This window comes from Caldithrix sp. (genome assembly GCF_056497305.1).
The window spans coordinates 15,043-33,134 of the sequence record NZ_JBSMDE010000015.1 but is presented as its reverse complement, the minus strand read 5'-3'; the positions used below and the strand labels follow the sequence as shown (position 1 = coordinate 33,134).

The window sequence follows — 18,092 nt, the reverse complement described above, 5'->3', positions numbered from 1 at the left end:
AATGACATGCCGGCACGGTGCCTCACCGACTGGTCACAAATTGTCTCTTTGCAAAATATTTCGTAATTAGTAATTTAAACATGCTTATCTGTGCGCTCTGTGTTTACTTAAATTCGTGTGTAAATGTCTTTTGGTTGCGGCTCTGCTGCCTTAGATGATGCTTAGTAAGGAATTTAAAAATTAGAATTGACAATTCTCTGCTCTATTGGCTCCTAGCCAGTTGCAGCTACCCCTATTTTCTAAACTTTTTTACGCAGTGATATGGCAGATATTTACGCAGAAAATGGTCAATCACCACACTGCCCGGGTACATGTTTTTAATAATGGCGCGGTCCGAAACTTTACGCAATTTTTGAACGGCATGGCGCTTTTTCCAGATTTTAACCGGGTGTCGTGCAATGTAAAATAAAGCGTGTAATACCGCCTTTCCCCTTCGGCCATCCCACAATATGGAGTCGGCTACTACGGTAGCCATTTCAAAAAGAATGCGAATGGGCAAAACCAGCAGCAAAACCGGCATGGAAAAATTTTTAATTAGCATGATCAGATTGTTACGATGATTCAGATACATTTTAAATTCATTGTCCTGGCGCAGGGTGTAGCCTGAATAATGATAAATAAATGTAGAGCGCACCACAATATTCTGATAACCGGCCAGTTGCGCCCGCCAGTTCAAATCGATTTCTTCCTGGTGCGCAAAAAAATCTTCGTCCAGCTTGCCAATTTTCTGAATCACGCTTTTGCGCAGCAGTAAGGCACAGCCCGATGTCCAGAATATCTGGTTGGGAAATGCATCGTACTGCCCCTTGTCTTTTTCCACCATGTCAAAGATTCTTCCGCGGGCAAAAGGATAGCCCAGAACATCCATCTCACCGCCCGCTGCTCCCGAGTAATCAAAAAATGGCGGATCCTGAACAGAAAGGATTTTAGGTTGGGCCATAGCTGCTGAACGATGCTGCTCAAGGGCCTGAACCATTTCCTGTAAAAAATGGGGAGGGCTTACCGTGTCATTGTTTAACAGTAAAACATATTCGCTCTGCGCCAGATCAATGCCCTGATTGCAGGCTCCGGCATAGCCGAGATTCTCTTCATTTTGAACCAGACGTACAGCAGGATATTTCTTTTTTACCATCTGCTGACTGCCATCTGTAGAGCCATTGTCGATCAGGAGGATTACAAAATCCTTAAACGAATTATTAAATAAACTACGCAGACAATCATCCAGAATTTGCAGGCCATTGTAATGGGGGATTACAATCGTGAGCTTTGGCGTTTTGGTAGCCATGTTCATCTCCAATTAACTAATATTGATTAAATCCATCCGTTCTTTAAGATGGGCCACTAAATAATCGTGTAATGCTTTGTGTTCTGCTTTTCTTAAAAAGGGGTCTTTCTCCACCAGCTCAAAGGCATCCTGGCGTGCCTGTTCCAGAATGGGCCGATCGGCAATAGGATTGGCAATTTTGAATTCGGGCATGCCGCTCTGCCGTGTGCCGAAAAAATCGCCCCAGCCGCGCAGTTCCAGGTCCTTTTCGGCAATCACAAATCCGTCCTGAGTCTCGGTCATGATTTTCATCCGTTGCTGCGCAATTTCACCGATATTGTAAGGCGTTTTGAGAATGCAGTACGACTTTCGCTGGCCACGGCCAATGCGCCCTCTGAGTTGATGTAACTGGGAAAGGCCAAACCGTTCGGCATGCTCGATGACCATGATCGTAGCGTTGGGCACATCAATGCCTACTTCAATAACGGTGGTAGAAATGAGCACCTGAATCTGATTGTGGACAAACTGCTTCATTACTTCCTCTTTTTCGGCCGCCCGCATTTTGCCGTGCAATAAACCTACGCCATAATTTTTAAATTCTGTACGACGCAACCGTTCGTAAGCCTCGGTGGCGGCTTTTAAATCCATTTTCTCGCTCTCTTCAACCAGGGGATAAATAATGTAGGCCTGCTCGCCCTGCTCCAGCTGCTCTCTGATAAACTGGTAGATTTTAGGCGCCGTGTTGTCAAATCGCCAGAGCGTAGTAATTGGCTTGCGGTTGGGCGGTAATTCATCAATAATGGAAACATCCAGATTCCCGTAAGCGGTTAAAGCCAGAGTACGGGGAATGGGCGTGGCTGTCATGACCAGTACATCGGGTTGTTGTCCTTTTTCAATCAGTTTGGCTCTTTGCCTGACTCCAAAACGGTGTTGTTCATCAATAATGATCAGTCCAAGATTGGGGATTTGTGTCTGGTTGTAAATCAGGGCATGGGTTCCAATCAAAATGTGTGGCTTTCCGCTGGCCAATACGGAATTTATTTCCCTGCGTTGTTTGGTCGTGCTGCTGCCGGTTAACAAACTGACCGGTACATCCAGTCCTTCGAGTAATCTGGTGATATTAAAATAGTGCTGTTCGGCCAGAATTTCTGTAGGCACCATCAGAGCCGCCTGGTAGCCGTTATCGATGGCAATCAACATAGCCATCAGAGCCACCAGAGTTTTCCCGGCCCCCACATCTCCCTGTAACAAGCGGTTCATGGGATTGGGCAAGCGCATATCGCGCCGAATCTCCTTAACCACTCTCTTTTGCGCTTCGGTCATCCGGAAAGGCAATTTAAAATACAGTCTTTCCAACCTATCACTCTTTTGTGTGAAGGCAATTCCTACTGTCTTTGTTTTTAAATGCTTCCTTTGTAAGGCCAGCATTAACTGTAAATTAAAAAATTCTTCATATTTAAACTGGTAAATGGCTCGTTCCAAAAGCCTCCCATCTTCGGGTAGATGCATTTGAACATAGGCTTGTTTTCTGGGCATAAATTGGTGCCTGCCGACAATTTCAGGCGGAAAGTATTCTTCTACCTTAACGGTTTCATTCTTAAAACAGTGAAAGAAAATTTTACGGAATGTGTAAGAATTTAATCCTGCTCTTTTAAAGGTTTCGTTGCCCGGATACAGGGCCAGGATTTTGCCGGTGTGCAGCATCTTTTCCAGCTCACCTTCTCCCAATCGATCAAATTCCGGATGGGTGAGCTGGAACCCACGATAAAACTGGACTTTACCAGAAAACGAGACCCATTCGCCCACCTTGAATTGATTTTTAAAATACTCAATACCATTAAACCAGATGGCCTCCAAAAGGCCTTTATCGTCACTGATGACCACATACAGAAATCTTCTGCGCCCGTGGCGAATCCCCACGGCAACCACTTTACCCACGACGGTCACTTCCTGATCTGGTTGCAGCGCATCCAGGGCTACAATATGACTACGATCCACATATTTTCTGGGGAAGAAATTAAGCAGGTCGTGTAAGGTACGAATTCCATAGCGATGCAACACCGCCGCTCGTTTGGGTCCAATACCTTTTAAATATTGAAGCGGATAGTTTTTTTGATCATCAGACATCGTTCGTCATCTGGTACGCTTTATTTCATTGACAATGCGCCCGTCGTCCAATTCAATGACACGGTCGGCTTTTAAGGTCATGTGATCATCATGGGTTACAATAATCAGCGTTTGATTGAATTTATGATTTAAACTGAGCATCAATTCATAGAGCATTTCGCTGTTCTTACGGTCCAGATTACCGGTTGGTTCATCGGCTAAAACCACTTTCGGCTTATTAATCAATGCTCTGGCCACGGCAACTCTCTGCTGCTCGCCGCCAGAGAGTTCATTGGGTTTGTGCTCCAGGCGGTGCCCCAGTCCCACTTCCTGCAGTAAATACCTGGCATAGTCTTCTTTTTCTTTGGTCAGCGGTTCGTGCATGAAAGAGGGAATCAAGACATTTTCATAAGCCGTGAATTCCGGCAGCAGATGGTGGAATTGAAAAACAAAGCCCACCGATTTATTGCGAAAACGAGCCAGCTCGCTATTGCTGAAGGCATTAATATCCTGCCCATCCAGCCAGACCTTGCCGGAAGTCGGTAAATCAAGGGCGCCAAGAATATGCAGCAGAGTACTTTTCCCCACACCGGAGGGCCCCTTAATTACTACAACTTCAGCCGGCTTTACAGCAAATGTTAGTCCTTTTAGAACCTCAACCTTTTGGGGACCGCTATCGTAATTCTTTACTAAATTTTCGACTTTAATAATGTTTTTCATACTCACTCATATCTTATTGCTTCAACAGGGACCAGTTGCGAAGCCCGATAGGCCGGATACAGAGAAGCCAGCAGGCTAAGCAAGATGGAAATACTGGCAATGGCCACAAAATCGGCCCACTTCATTACCACCGGCAAAGAATTAATTAAATACACATCCGGTGGCAGGGAGATAACATGAAATTTTAGTTGAATAAAACCCGCAGTGTAACCAATTACGCAACCCAAAATGGTCCCAATTACACCGACCAGCAATCCTTCGTACAAAAAGATTTTTAAAATAGATTTAGACGAAGCGCCCATCGATTTTAAAATGCCAATCTCCCTTGTCTTTTCCATAACCACCATGATCAATGAACTGATAATATTAAAAGCGGCCACCATGATGATCAAACTTAAAATGACAAAGGCGCCCCATTTTTCGATTTCCATCCAGGAATAAAGAGAACGGTTCAATTGAAACCAGGTTTCGGTTGTGTAAGGGTAGCCCAGCATCTCTTCGATTTGTTGGGCAATGCGGCCCGCCAGATTGTAATCGTCTAACTTCAGTTCAATCCAGGTTACTCCTTTAATACCAAAAAGTTGTTGAGCATCTTTCAGCGACATGTAAGACAGGGTCTTATCATATTCATAGTAACCAATTTCCACCAGACCAGCCACATAAAACTGTTTGACGCGCGGTTGACTAAATATGCCGCCCTCTTTGGGCATGGTCCACACCGTAACAATATCGCCCACATGGGTGGCAAACAGCGCATCCGCCAGATAACGTCCCAGCACAATACCCGGCAACATCTTGCCCTGGAATAATTTGGGGGTAAAATCCAATTCACCTAAAACCAGGTGATTCTTTAAATCCACCACTTTATTGGCCAGTTCCGGATCGATGGCTTTAACCACAGTGGCATATTGGCGATCCTTTCCAGAGATCATACCTTTATCTACAATAACAGGCGAGGCCCCCACAACATGAGGCAGGCTATTGGCCAGCTTTAACAGAGAATCGGTGCGCGTAATGGGTTCCATGTAAAATTTTCGGATGCGCAGATGAGCATCTGCACCGAGCAAACGGGAACGCACTTCCTGTTCAAAGCCATTCATCACGCTTAGCACCAGAATAAGCGCCGTCACACCGATCATAACCCCGGCAATAGACACATAGGTAATGATGGAGATAAATCCCGTGCGACGTTTAGCTTTGAAATAACGTTTAGCAATAAAAAATTCAAATGAATTCATCGGTTCTCCGGACGCATTTGTGGAAACAGGATAACATCACGGATGCTCGGCTGATCGGTTAAAAGCATCACCATGCGGTCAATGCCAATACCCAGGCCTGCAGTAGGCGGCATGCCATATTCCAGAGCGCGGATGTAATCCTCGTCCATCATTTGCGCTTCTTCATCGCCCCGCTCGCGTAATTTTAATTGTTCCAGGAATCGCTCTTTTTGGTCGATGGGATCGTTAAGTTCGCTAAATGCATTAGCCACTTCTTTACCGGCAATGATTGGTTCAAAGCGTTCAACCAATCCCGGCTTATCACGATGCTTTTTGGCCAGAGGTGACATTTCAATGGGATAATCGTAAATAAATGTTGGCTGAATGAGTTTTGGTTCAACCAGTTCCCCGAAAATTTCATCAATTATTTTACCAGGCCCCATCTCTGGGGTAACCTCTATTTTGAGTTTGTCAGCCGTTTCGCGGAGTTGTTTTTCATCCATGTCAGAAATGTCCACGCCTGTAAATTTTTCGATGGATTCGTACATGGTCAGTCGTTGCCATGGGGGGCTTAAATCGATTTCATGACCATTGAAATGGATTTTTGTTGTGCCAAGTACGGTTTGGGCCACATGAGCGAACAATTGTTCCACAAAATCCATCATCCAGAGGTAATCTTTGTAGGCCACGTAAAGTTCCAGCAGGGTAAATTCCGGATTGTGGAAACGGTCCATTCCTTCATTCCGGAAATCTTTGGCAAACTCGTACACGCGTTCAAAACCGCCCACAATCAACCGTTTAAGATACAGTTCATTGGCAATGCGCAGGTACAGTTTACGATCCAGGGCGTTATGGTGCGTGACAAAAGGTCGTGCCGTGGCCCCGCCGTAAATGGGTTGCAGGATGGGCGTTTCAACCTCCAGAAAGCCCCGATCATCTAAAAAAGAGCGAATAGCACGAATGATTTTCGTGCGTTTCACAAAAACTTCTTTGACTTCTGGATTAACAATAAGATCAACGTAACGCTGACGGTAACGCAATTCCTTGTCCGCAAACTGATCGTAAACAATGCGTTTGCCGTCTTCTTCTTTTTCCTTAACAATGGGCAAAGGACGCAATGATTTGGCCAATAATTTAAATTCCCGGGCAAATACCGAAATTTCGCCAGTCCGTGTTTTAAAGACCTCGCCTTTAAAACCGACCAGATCGCCAATATCAAGCATTTTAAAAACTTCAAAGTCCTGGTCACCGATTTCATTTTTACGAACGTAAATCTGAATTCTGCCCTGTTCGTCCTGAATATCGCAAAACGCCGCCTTGCCCATCAGGCGTACGGTCATCATGCGTCCGGCCACAGAAACCATCTGTTTTTCCAGGGTTTCAAACTGTTCCTTTATTTCTCTGGATTTGTGCGTCTGATCGTAAGCGTAAGGGTAGGGATTAATTCCCAATGCACGTAATTTATTTAATTTCTCAAAGCGCACCTTCATTAACTGGTTAAACTCTTCCAAGATCATTTCTCCTTCCGAATGTCTTTGACTACAATTGAATTAGGCTAAAAACTTGCCGAATGCTCTCACCGGTTTAAGGTCAGTCCATGGCAGATCCGTCTTGCCCGCCAAACTGAACCAAAAACTTTTCAATAAAGGGGTAAATATCGCCATCCATCACCTGTTGCACGTTACTGGTTTCATAGTTGGTCCTGTGATCCTTAACCATATTGTAAGGATGAAAAACATAAGAGCGGATTTGACTACCCCAGGCAATATCCCGTTTGGATTCCTCATATTCCTTTTTTTTAGCGCGTTGCTCTTCCAATTTAAGCTGATAGAGTCGGGAAGCCAATATTTTTAAAGCATTGGCTTTGTTTTTGTGTTGCGATCGTTCATTCTGGCATTGAACAACAATACCCGTAGGAATATGGGTGATGCGGATGGCAGAATCGGTTTTGTTTACATGCTGCCCGCCGGCACCACTGGCGCGGTATGTGTCGATGCGTAGATCAGCCGGATTAATTTCCACATCGATATTCTCATCGATCTCCGGCAGCACAAAAACCGAAGCAAAGGAAGTGTGACGCCGTTTATTGGCATCAAACGGCGAAATGCGCACCAGACGATGCACCCCATTTTCAGCCTTCAGATAGCCATAGGCGTAATCCCCTTTGACCTCAATGGTCACGCTTTTGATGCCAGCTTCTTCCCCGGGTTGGTAATCCATAATGTCTGTTTCAAAACCCTGCCGTTCCGCAAAACGCAGATACATGCGCATCAACATGGAAGCCCAGTCCTGGCTTTCGGTGCCCCCTGCGCCAGGATGAATGGTCAGAATAGCGTTCTTGGAATCATCCGGTCCGCTAAGCATACGCTTGAATTCCAGGGAGGCGATCTCTTTTTCTGCCTGCTGCAAATGCGATTCCAGTTCCTCCCGAATTTCACTGGCATCATCTTCTTCGAGCATTTCCAACAGGATTCGCGCATCCTGTACCAGACTGTTCACGCTTTGCCAGGCATCGACCCACTCCTTATTTTGATTTAGTTCTCTCAGAACCTTTTGAGCGCTCTCCTGATCATTCCAGAATCCGTCCTGCGCACTTTGCTGTTCCAGGGCCTGAATTTTTTGTTTTTTATTATCTATGTCAAAGATAACCTCGTAGGTTATTGACCCGTTGTTCAAGGTTTTCAATACGTTGCAAATATTCCCGTTCCATTTTCCATCCTCATTCGGTTTGTTTAGCTCTTTAATAATGTATTAAGCCCGCACAACTTAAATGCAATCTATTCGCTGAAATTTTGATTACATTAAATTAAAAATAAAAAACCAAATTTAAGAGGAATGTTCTATGAAGGCAAATTGAAGAATTTTCTTGCCAGCCCATCGTTAGTAAAACATCGGCCTTATGTGCGGTTCAAAAAAGAACGGCCCCGTTATAAAGGGGCCGTTGAGTAAATTTTATTTTTCTTCCTGAAGAATTTGCTTTAATTCTTCCAGTTCTTTTTCGGCTTGTTCGCGTTCTTTCTTCAAACGCTCCAGCTCTTCCTGTACATCTTTTGTTCTGTCGCGTTCTTGAACAATTTTCTCAAAAAATTCAACTCGTTTTTTAAACTTTTCGCGTTCTAACTCTGCACTGCTCAGTTTGCGTGTCGTAAGCGGCCAGATTTGCAGATTGAGCCCCATGTGAACACGCCAGGAACAGTAGTTGGGTAAATTGTAAGTCGGATTGGCCAGAGCAGCCACTTTGGTAAAGTCCGTCGTATTTTGATCACTGGAAACTCGAATATCAATTCCTAAATCGGCAGAAAGCCAGGAAAGCGGTTTATACCGAATACTGGGGGTAACATAGGTGTAATTTTCACGGCTATACACAAATTCATCCGGTTCATTCAGATAGGCAATACCCATTATCTCCAGCCGATAATCAAACATATCGGTGGGATATATCAGGCCAAAGGCATATTGCAGTTCACTTGAATTTTTTGTGGCATCGTATTTTTTACCGCCATTATCGTAAACGGTCGTACCGGCTTCATTATGGTTCCACCAGCCCAGATTTAAATGTAAGCTAAGGGAGCGATCTGGTAGATAGGGATCGAAGAAATAAGACCACATGGCTGTAAAAGCATATTCAATGGCTCCGCTGGCGTATTCAACAAAGGGATAGTTGTGTTTTTCACCGACCGGAAATCTCAGGGTAATGGCGCCTGCCATATTCAACTTTCTTTCCATAAAGGCAAAATTGCCCAGTTTTAAAGTAGTAAAGAGATCGCCGGGAAGATTGTATTCATTGGAGTAATGGGTATCCTGGTAGATACGAGGGGAGAGAATAAAATCAAGATTATCAAGGATCCCCCAGCTCAAATAGGTTTGGCCAACCACCAGCCAGTAATTTGCGGCATGAAAATTTGTCGGTTTTTGGGCGCCAACAAATTCTGTAGCTCTGGTAAAAAAATTCATTTCAGAATACAAAGTTACAACCCCTTTCCCCAGGGTTTGCGCACTATGGGTATGTAACATGCTCTTGCTTCCTATTGGCGGCTGGCTATAAAGGAAAGAAATGGTGAAAACCAATAGGATCAGGCTGACTCTTTTCATCTCAACCTCCCAGAATCGATTTGATTTGCTAATAACTCTCAATATTTAAAATTACGACTCAAAATATAAAACTTTTTAATCTTCTTCCAATAATTTTTTCAGCTCCTGAATCTCCTGTTCGGTCTCTTTTCGCAACTTTCTTAAACTCTCAATTTCCGATTGAATATCCTTGGACTTACTTTTTTCCTGCATAACAGCGTCGAAAAACTGGCGGCTTTGTTGAATTTGTTCGCGCTCATACAAATCTTCGGCCTTTTGCACGCCACTCTTTAATATTTGTAAATTCAGATTGGCGCCTAAATGAATCCGCCACGAAGGATAATTCTTGGGTAGATCAAGCCGTTGAGACAAATCAGGAATTACCGGATTGGTCCATTGCCGTACGGCCGGGGAAAGCCTGAAATCGGCCCCTAAATCAATCGAAGCCCAGTTAGCCGGTTTATAGCGAATGCTCGGAGATAAAAAGGCCCATTCTTCGGCGCTGTAAACAAAAACATCTGGTCTTTGCAAATACAGTATACCCGACAGCTCCAGTCTGAAGTCAAACATATCGGTGGGCATCACCGCTGCCATAGCCATACGTAAATCGACTGAATTGACCGTGCCTTTTAATTCTTCACCTTCTAAATGCAAAACGCCGTTGGGATCGCGGTAATTGCTTTCATATTTATAAACGGTGCGTCCTTTTTCATTATGATTCCATATGCCGATATTGTAGTGAAAACTGAGCGCGCGGTTAGGAAAATAGGGATCAAGATAAAAGGAAAGAGCTGACATAAAGCTATATTCAAAAGCCCCACTGGCATATTCGGCAAAGGGATAATTGTGTTTCTCCCCAACCGGAATTCGGAAACTGGTTAACAGAGCTGCCTGAAAATGCCCGTAACCAAATTCAATCGAACCAGCGCGCAAAGTAAGGAAAAAATCTCCGGGTAAATTAAACTCGTTACTGTAGTGCGTGTCCTGATAAACACGAATGCCCAAACTGGCATCAAAGTGTTCAGCAATACCATAGGTAAACACCGTGTTGCCGGCTACCAGCCAGTAATTGGCCGTCTGGAAATTCTGAGGTTTTAAATTCCCCACAAAATCTGCCACTTTGGTAAAAAAATTCATTTCGTTGTACATAAAGAGGCGGCCCGGTTCTATTGTTTTCCCGGTTTGCGTGTACATTAAGGTTCGGTCAGCATTGGGCAATTGGCCTAAAACAAATTGAATCCCAAGCAGCAGTACGATCAAAGAAAAGGATAATTTTTTCATGGCTCTCTCCCAAATCAGATTAATGGTTTACTCTGATTTGATTTAGTTAAAGATAGACAAAAAAATTCGTTTTTTCAATAATTTACTCTCGATGCTAAGACAAAAACATTTACAATAATGGCCAGGTCCCGAAAAATGGCCACCATTTTAGTAAACACATCCTGTATGCTTCCGGAGACAATAATCGTATCTCCGGGTTGCAATGGCGGAATGGATGAAACATCGCCTGTTTTGAGAAACCGTTCAATATCGACCTTTAAAACTTCCTGATTTTTCCTGACTATTCGGACATCATTCAACCTGGCCGTGCTTAAAGGACCACCGGCAGAAGAGATGAGGTCAATCAATGTGTACGAACTGGGAACACTGTAAATACCTGGTTTTAGAACATGGCCCCACAAATTTACCGTAACCAGCAACACATCGCCACTACCTAAAATGTACTGGGCCGCCCGGTTTGGTTGTTGCATCATTTGCTGTTTTTTGGAAAACATTTTACTTAAATCCTGCGACTGGCCCTTCACAGGAAACAAAACAATCACTAATCCCAAACATAGCGTCAGAATTGTTTTTCCCATTAATTTTCCCATTTAATCTTAAACAATTGCCAGTTTGACTCTGAACCTTCAAAGAACTGATGTTCAACATCTTCTCGCCCAAGGCAATCGATCCGCCAGCGGTAATCCCCATCCGTCAAAAGGTTCTTCAAATATTCACCCTCTATTCTGTAAGTTTGCGGTGTCTGGTAAGTCGATTGAATCATTCGAACCATAGCCAGAGGATGAAATTCATTACTGATAAATCGCTCAATTCTCAACACATACTGATCAGGCGTTGTACCGGAATCCATCCACCATTCAAATTCCAGAGCCGGTTTTACAACAACATTAGCCCCATTGTTTAAAGAAAGTTTGCTCGCTTTTTCAAGAAGCCGATACGAAACGGTATCGGACGGCAAACTCTCTTTTCCGGACTTTCCCATTGCTGTAACATAGTAATAGTATCGTACATTAAGCGCTAAATCTTGAGTATCAAAATAAATTGTGTCAACTTTGCCAGAAACATTGGCCGGGACTTCACCTATAAGTTTATAATTTTTATTTCCTTCAGGCTCAGAACTTCGATAGACCAAAAACTTTTCCAGATTATTCGTCTGCGGATGTTTGTACCATTGCACCTGAACATGATTTATCTCGCCTTCATCCGTTGGCACTGCATCGATTCCAGGCTCGTTAGCCAGAGTATCCGCGCCTGCCGAACGTAATACCAATTGTACAGGATCGGGTTGAAAAACTAAATCTCCAGTAGGTTGTTGACAGGCTGACAACAAGATAATAAAAATAATAATCCAAAACATATTTTTTTAAAACACCATGATTAATGATACCCGATGCGAATTACCAAGATCATGACTCTGAAAAGCGTAATTCAGATAAAATTTCCATAGCAGCAAGCCTGCGCCGGCTGTAATCCTGCCCGAATTGCTTCCCAGGCGCAAGGCCAAATGAGATCTGAGCAGTAATTCTGCACCTAAATGGGTAGCCCCGTTATATTTACTGTCCACATCATAAGCCAGGGTTAAGGCGCTTTTAATCACAGGCAACGGCTGGGTGTATTGTAATCCGTACTTAAAATTTCTGTGCAAACGGTCGGCGTGACGCGACTCGGTATCCCAGACCAGACGCGTTTCGGCCAGATCCTGGACATTCACCCCAAAATTGAGATCCCCATAATAATCCCCGGTAAAAATATCCTTTAAATCCAGACTCATAATTCCGCCCATATCGATACCGATGCCCGAGGCCTTGTTTTTGTCGATTTGCTGATTGATATATTTAATATTTCCGCCCAGGCCAAATTTAATAGGCACCTCAAAATATTGCCAGCCCAGATCAAGAGTGGTGGGAAACAGACGAGCAAAGGAAAAGATGAAAACATCGTTCTGATTGGAAAAATAATCCACCGGGCCATAAGTAAGTTGCTGTGCCTGGCCATGAAGGCGCTGGTAGGCCGTAATAGGGCTATCCTCATCAAACTCATAACGCGGAATTTCATCCACGCTCAGACGCATCCACGAGAATCCCAACATGGAATTCTTAATGAGCGGGAATACAATGCCCAGGTAGCTTTGCTGCTCTAATTTGTTGAACAAATTGGCGTACATGCTTCCGGCCTGCATCCCTTCAACCAACACCAGTCCTGCCGGATTCCAGAAAGGATCGGTCACCTGACCGCTGGATGCCACCCCGGTGCCCCCCATACTCAAGGCGCGCGCTCCTACGCCTAATTCCAGAAACGACGCCGCATAGCGGTTATTCTGCCCCCAGAGCGAAAGGACTAAAACAAACAGAACTAAGAATATCGTATGCTTCATTGTAGTTTTGCCATCTTTAATATTTTTTTAATGGTCTTGCCTTTGTACTTACCTTTGATTACGGCAAAATAGACGCCATTGGCCACGGGCTGCCCATCATCGTCTGTGCCATCCCAGACCAGTTCATGATAATTGGGCTCCAGCACATTATCATCCAGAACCGTGGGATCCAAATCGAGCATGCGCGAGCGTACGAGCCGGCCCGACAGTGTGTAAATTTTTATGTCTAATTGCTCAATTTCTTCGTTGCTCTCTATGTAATAGGAGATGATGGTCTGTTCTTTAAATGGATTGGGATAATTGCCATAAACAATCAGATTAAAGCCTTCGGCCACGGTGAAATCAACAGATTTTTGAGCGACGTTGCCGTTAACATCTGCAGTTTTTAAAAACAATCGGTGTTTGCCAGGCGTCAATTCCGGAGTGAAAGCAAGCTGCACATTTTTGACATTGGCCCCACTGTCCGGCAGGGTAACCGTTTTATCCAGCAACTGGCCATCCTTAATAATCTCTGTTTCATCGATTTTTAGGGTCAGCGACTGTTTATAATTGACTCCGTTAACATCCTGCAGCAAAATTCCCAGAGTCGGATTGTGCGGTACCAGCATGTTGCTGATTAACGGGCGGCCATTGACAGAAATTTCCAGCAATGGCTCCTGAGTGTCCGTGGTAAAGAACAAGGCGTAGGTACCGGAAAGCGAAACCGTTGTGCTCAATTCCGATCCCTGCCATTCTCCGGACAACGCCGTCCAGGCATTGAGAGTTGGATCATAGCGGTAAAGCGCGATTCGTTGCGTATCGTAACCTGCATTTAGGGAGTCGATCCGTACGGTAAGTTGAGTGGGTAGGGGCTGTCCGCTGAACTGCAATTGCACTCCAAGGGTATCATCCTGGTTTGCACCGGGCACAAATTTCAAATCCTGTTGAGCCGATCTGAAGATCAGAGCCCGAATGTCTTTCTGGTCAAAACTCAATAGCTGTGTTTTGTTAGCCACCTGTGGCTGTATTTCCAGCGACCAGTTATGGTCAATTTGTACCTTCTGATGCGTCTGCCCATCGAGCGTGGTGCCCAGCTCAGGTGTAATTACCAGATAATTCTGAAATAAACTGGCGCTCAACACATTGTTGGTTTCATCTTTTTCCTCCAGCAACGAATCGTAATCTACCACCACTTTAATCTGATGGTAGGGATGGTAGCTCAGATTCTCTGGCAAAGCCGCTTCCAGCATTTTTTCCTGATGGGCCGATAATGATAGCTGCATGGTGGCAAATGGCTCAGTGGCCGAGACAGCATCATCAAAACAAGCGACGGTCGTATTTTCCACGTTTTGCGACGAATTATTCTGCACCACAAATGCCAGCTTCAATTGCGAACTACCTGTCCACTGAAGGCTGTTGGCCTTGATCAGCAAATCTGGCCGGGGATCTAACACATACACCTTATTCCAATGTTCGGTGATGGTTTTGCCACTGGCGGTGGTTAATTCCACATCAAAAATTTTGTTGCCCCCCTTACCAAATCCTGAAAACGGCTGGCTGACAAAAGTGGAATCATTCAAACGGGCCAGAGGGAGATTTACATTGTAATTTTCATAGCTGGTCTCATCGAACATGTTTTTAATTATTACCTGTTGAACCTCCTCATCCGTCTGCAGAAAAACCTTAAACACCAGGCTCTGGTTAATCCGCGGGGCAGCGGGTTCTGTTTCCACTTTTTTAATCAGTGGCCGATTGACAGCAATCTGCGCAAAACCGCTGGCGCACCGCGTATGGTTGGTGGCAAAGGCTTTCACACGCAAAAGTTGTGGATTAAGCTCTTCAGGAACACGAAACGAAATCGAATAAGGCGCCTGAACTCCGTACAATTCCTGATCAAACACCAGGTAGTTCTGTCCATCCGCAACCTGAAGGAACAAATCCGCTGGAGAAGGAGAGCCCGAAATTTTTACAAGGACAGAATCGCCAGGCAAAACGACCTGCGGCGTTACCGAAACCGTTAAATCCTGATCGGGCCGCGGCATTTTTAATGACGGATCCCCTAAAAGATTGTATTGTGATACCTGGGAATGACTAATGCTACCATAGCCGAATGTGTAGAATCGCCCTTCTTCGGTGTAGTAAAAGGGGCTGGCCAGGTAGAATATTTTCATTAAATTAATGGCCTGGCCAAATGTCCATTTTCCATGCCACAGATAGTTGGGCAGGCTCCAGGCAATGGCAAAATCGTTGTAAATCCAGCCAACACCTGAAGAGCCCAGAAAACCGATGGCCCCTTTTTGCTCGCTTAAGATGAGTTTTTCTCCCAGGGAATATCGCCCCACATTGGCAAAGCTGGCGGTAAAACAGGTAAGGCTGCTAATGAATGGCAACTGGTAGCCATTTTCCAGGCGATCCACATCATCCAGGCCCATCAATCCGGCATCGGCCCAGATGGCGCCGCCTCCATGGCCCACAAAATTAATGTAACTCAAACCACGATTAAAGGCATTAATCACATCCTGATTGCTGCCAAAATGCGCATCCGGATTTCTGGATTTATCTTCAATGGAGTTGATCTGATCGGTAAACAGGGCCTGAGGAATTCTGTGCTGGATTAAACGTAGATTCTGCGTGCGGAATACCGGCTTATTGGTCAGATATTCCTGAGTGCCGTCGTAACCGGCAATAAAAAGCGTCTGATTGATCCACTTATCTGCAGGCTGACCGGGATAGTTTTCCAATTTGTCGAGATAGTTTTGCAGTTCAAAAACGGAACTTACCGGCAAACGGGCTACAATGATTTCGGGAAGGTAGTCGTCGCCCTCCAACAGGGCGTACTGGTAATCGCTTTCAGCAGAACCAAATTTGACGGTATTGTAGAAAATAGTTGGAACCAGGTCATCGGGCGAACGATAATTAAACGAGGCGTCGCCCACAAGAACCACATATTCCAGCGGCCTTTGCTGATCCCAGTTTTGATAGACATAGCGGATAAAGTGTTTAATGGCCAGGGGCGATTTTATTCCATAGTTAAATTGATCGTAAATATCGCGTACAGTGACGATTTCCGGAACAAATCCCTGCCCGGCTTTCAATTCCTGTAAATGCTGGCATTCATTTTTAAACAGATCATGGGTGATGATTAAATAATCGGCTTTATTACTCTGGTCTGTCAAACTCAATTGCGGGGTCTCACTTTTCCAGGGTCGGTAGAGTTCAATTTTACTCACCGTTTTCTTCTGATCGCTGGTTAAAGCGACGTATTTCGTAGCCGGGTCAACCACCTCATCCTGGAAACTAATGCCATAAGAGAACTGATTATTCTCTTCATTTTTAACAGGCTTTACATCCACATTGGTTATTTTACTGATGCCGATTTTGTAAACTTCGATATCCTTGCGGCTAAAGCCATCAATATTAAACTGAATTCGATCGCCTAACTTAATGTAACGCCCGTCGAAGAAGTCCCGGTCCACATGAAATTTTAAATAGTTGTTGTAGGCCTCATATTTTCGTAAATAGCTCACTTCAAACCAATTTAGAACCACAATATCAGTGACCCCGCTCTGGAACATATCCACTTCCAGGCGATTCAGCCCATCGTTTAAAGCGCTTTGATCGATTTTAACCGCCGAATCAGCATTGGTAATCATCCACAGGTTCTGATCTTTCCAGCCATCGTCTGGTTGCACCACCCCGACCAGATGAGCCAGATTGCCCTTGCCCCGCAATTTAAGCGTGACTTTGTGCCCCTCCAGGGGATTGGTCTGACTATCAAAAAATGATTTCCCGCGGAACATGGCTTTGACTACTACTTGCGCGCCATAGTCTGCCGGATGTGGAATCACAAAATCATAGCCTACCCCGCCCGGCGCAGAAATCCCTCCATCAAAATAATAGCTGTCGATTTCATAGGCTGGACGATTGACCAGCTCCGGGGAATGACCGAATTTGTGAGCTACGCTGTTCTTTTCGATGTGCAGGGTATCTCTAAAGGCAAAGGGGCTGATGACAATTTGATTGGCCGATGAACTGATGCCCCCGCTCTCTTCCAGATACCTTATGCCCCGTTCCCCTTCATAAACCAGCCAGTAAACATTTTCATCTGAAAAAGGATCGGAATACAGTTCAGGGAATTGCTTTTGAAAAGTTCGTTCGTTGCGCTCACCCCAAAATTCGAAATAATCTTTCTCATCAAAGCGATGGTCATGTTCCCCTTTAAAGTAGATGGGGACCTCGGCCCCCTTACAATAAAGGTGCAATTGCTGCGGATCAACGCGCTCCACCGGAAAGCCCGCTTTTAACAGGTCTTCATAGGTAACCTGATACAGGCCTTCTTCAAATACACTCAGTTTGTAAATGACTTCGTTTTTGAGAATTTGCTGCCAGTCACGCAACTTATCTTCCGAATAACTTTTACTCCGGACAGCCGCGGTTTGCAGTGATCGCTGAGCCGGGTACAATTGGTGATTGGCATTGATCACCATTGTTTTTAACAGATTCGACAGAGCTCGACGTTGCCCTGTTTTTTGAAGAGAGGGGGTTGCCGTGCTATTTTTTTTGCCGATCATCAGCTCAATGGACTCAAGAATTTGCGCCCGCTTGTGGTCTGCGGTAACGCGCACCGGATAGATACGCAGAGCAAACACAGGATATCCGGCCATAAGACCCAGGTACTTTACTTCGGCCCAGTTTTGTCCGGCCTGGTTCTGGACCTTTTCCGAAATGGTTTGGCGAGCATACGGCTTGCTAATTGTTTTGACACGCGTTTTTTGGGAAATCACGCTCAAAGTAGTGTTATGATCCAGGCTCAAGTTCAGAAAGCGGATCACCACAGGAATCAAATGGCCGTTATCATCATAGGTGTAGGCAGCTTCCGGCAAAGCGGCAGAAACCGCATTTCTTTCATCAACCCATTCGGGCTCTGGCAATACCGCTTTTAAATGCACAAAGCGATCGCTTTGCTCAAGGATTTTAATTTCTATCTGGGAGGCCATTAAAATCCCTTGCAGAGCCAGCATTATGATGAGTAACCAGCGGATATTGAATTGTATTTTCATCGTCTTACGATCTACCATGT

Annotated in this window: 12 protein-coding genes; all 12 read right to left on the bottom strand. The window is 44.8% G+C overall.

The features are described 5' to 3' along the window. Positions 1-232: 232 nt before the first annotated feature. The gene (locus ACWB0I_RS01365) at positions 233-1,285 is read right to left on the bottom strand and encodes a glycosyltransferase family 2 protein (RefSeq protein ID WP_479386235.1); all 1,053 of its coding nucleotides are present in this window, start codon (positions 1,283-1,285) and stop codon (positions 233-235) included. Between the two features lie 12 nt (positions 1,286-1,297). After that, positions 1,298-3,391, bottom strand: a complete 2,094-nt coding sequence (gene recG, locus ACWB0I_RS01360; protein WP_479386234.1) for an ATP-dependent DNA helicase RecG — start codon at positions 3,389-3,391, stop codon at positions 1,298-1,300. A 6-nt stretch (positions 3,392-3,397) separates the two neighbouring features. After that, positions 3,398-4,090 (bottom strand): ABC transporter ATP-binding protein, encoded by a 693-nt coding sequence (locus ACWB0I_RS01355; protein ID WP_479386233.1) that lies wholly within the window; start codon positions 4,088-4,090, stop codon positions 3,398-3,400. Positions 4,091-4,092: 2 nt separating this feature from the next. Next, on the bottom strand, positions 4,093-5,328 hold the full coding sequence (locus ACWB0I_RS01350) for an FtsX-like permease family protein (RefSeq protein ID WP_479386232.1): 1,236 nt from the start codon (positions 5,326-5,328) through the stop codon (positions 4,093-4,095). After that, complete coding sequence (gene lysS / locus ACWB0I_RS01345; protein WP_479386231.1) at positions 5,325-6,824, bottom strand: lysine--tRNA ligase; 1,500 nt, start codon at positions 6,822-6,824, stop codon at positions 5,325-5,327. Before lysS ends, ACWB0I_RS01350 begins: the two co-directional genes overlap by 4 nt. Positions 6,825-6,897: 73 nt before the next feature. Next, a protein-coding gene (gene prfB / locus ACWB0I_RS01340) for a peptide chain release factor 2 (RefSeq protein WP_479386230.1) occupies positions 6,898-8,017 on the bottom strand; the annotation gives its coding sequence in 2 pieces (ribosomal slippage) (positions 6,898-7,947 and positions 7,949-8,017; 1,119 coding nt in all). A gap of 242 nt (positions 8,018-8,259) precedes the next feature. After that, a complete protein-coding gene (locus ACWB0I_RS01335; RefSeq protein ID WP_479386229.1) occupies positions 8,260-9,399 on the bottom strand; it encodes a hypothetical protein in 1,140 nt (379 codons plus the stop codon). Positions 9,400-9,474: 75 nt separating this feature from the next. Further along, complete coding sequence (locus tag ACWB0I_RS01330; RefSeq protein ID WP_479386228.1) at positions 9,475-10,659, bottom strand: hypothetical protein; 1,185 nt, start codon at positions 10,657-10,659, stop codon at positions 9,475-9,477. A 74-nt stretch (positions 10,660-10,733) separates the two neighbouring features. Next, a complete protein-coding gene (locus ACWB0I_RS01325; RefSeq protein ID WP_479386227.1) occupies positions 10,734-11,153 on the bottom strand; it encodes a polysaccharide biosynthesis/export family protein in 420 nt (139 codons plus the stop codon). Positions 11,154-11,236: 83 nt separating this feature from the next. Next, entirely contained in the window at positions 11,237-12,016 is a 780-nt protein-coding gene (locus tag ACWB0I_RS01320; protein WP_479386226.1) for a hypothetical protein, read from the bottom strand. Between the two features lie 6 nt (positions 12,017-12,022). After that, positions 12,023-13,033, bottom strand: coding sequence for a PorV/PorQ family protein (locus ACWB0I_RS01315; RefSeq protein ID WP_479386225.1), 1,011 nt, complete (start codon positions 13,031-13,033; stop codon positions 12,023-12,025). Next, positions 13,030-18,090 carry a C25 family cysteine peptidase gene (locus ACWB0I_RS01310; protein WP_479386224.1) on the bottom strand — a complete coding sequence of 1,687 codons (5,061 nt, stop codon included), beginning with the start codon at positions 18,088-18,090 and terminating at the stop codon, positions 13,030-13,032. The genes ACWB0I_RS01315 and ACWB0I_RS01310 overlap by 4 nt, the downstream gene beginning before the upstream one ends. Positions 18,091-18,092 lie beyond the last annotated feature (2 nt).

What these genes read in the sequence shown, in the direction of transcription:
- ACWB0I_RS01365 (WP_479386235.1), bottom strand. Translation starts at nt 1,285, where the DNA reads ATGGCTACCAAAACGCCAAAGCTCACGATTGTAATCCCCCATTACAAT.
- recG (WP_479386234.1), bottom strand. Translation starts at nt 3,391, where the DNA reads ATGTCTGATGATCAAAAAAACTATCCGCTTCAATATTTAAAAGGTATT.
- ACWB0I_RS01355 (WP_479386233.1), bottom strand. Translation starts at nt 4,090, where the DNA reads ATGAAAAACATTATTAAAGTCGAAAATTTAGTAAAGAATTACGATAGC.
- ACWB0I_RS01350 (WP_479386232.1), bottom strand. Translation starts at nt 5,328, where the DNA reads ATGAATTCATTTGAATTTTTTATTGCTAAACGTTATTTCAAAGCTAAA.
- lysS (WP_479386231.1), bottom strand. Translation starts at nt 6,824, where the DNA reads ATGATCTTGGAAGAGTTTAACCAGTTAATGAAGGTGCGCTTTGAGAAA.
- ACWB0I_RS01335 (WP_479386229.1), bottom strand. Translation starts at nt 9,399, where the DNA reads ATGAAAAGAGTCAGCCTGATCCTATTGGTTTTCACCATTTCTTTCCTT.
- ACWB0I_RS01330 (WP_479386228.1), bottom strand. Translation starts at nt 10,659, where the DNA reads ATGAAAAAATTATCCTTTTCTTTGATCGTACTGCTGCTTGGGATTCAA.
- ACWB0I_RS01325 (WP_479386227.1), bottom strand. Translation starts at nt 11,153, where the DNA reads ATGTTTTCCAAAAAACAGCAAATGATGCAACAACCAAACCGGGCGGCC.
- ACWB0I_RS01320 (WP_479386226.1), bottom strand. Translation starts at nt 12,016, where the DNA reads ATGTTTTGGATTATTATTTTTATTATCTTGTTGTCAGCCTGTCAACAA.
- ACWB0I_RS01315 (WP_479386225.1), bottom strand. Translation starts at nt 13,033, where the DNA reads ATGAAGCATACGATATTCTTAGTTCTGTTTGTTTTAGTCCTTTCGCTC.
- ACWB0I_RS01310 (WP_479386224.1), bottom strand. Translation starts at nt 18,090, where the DNA reads ATGGTAGATCGTAAGACGATGAAAATACAATTCAATATCCGCTGGTTA.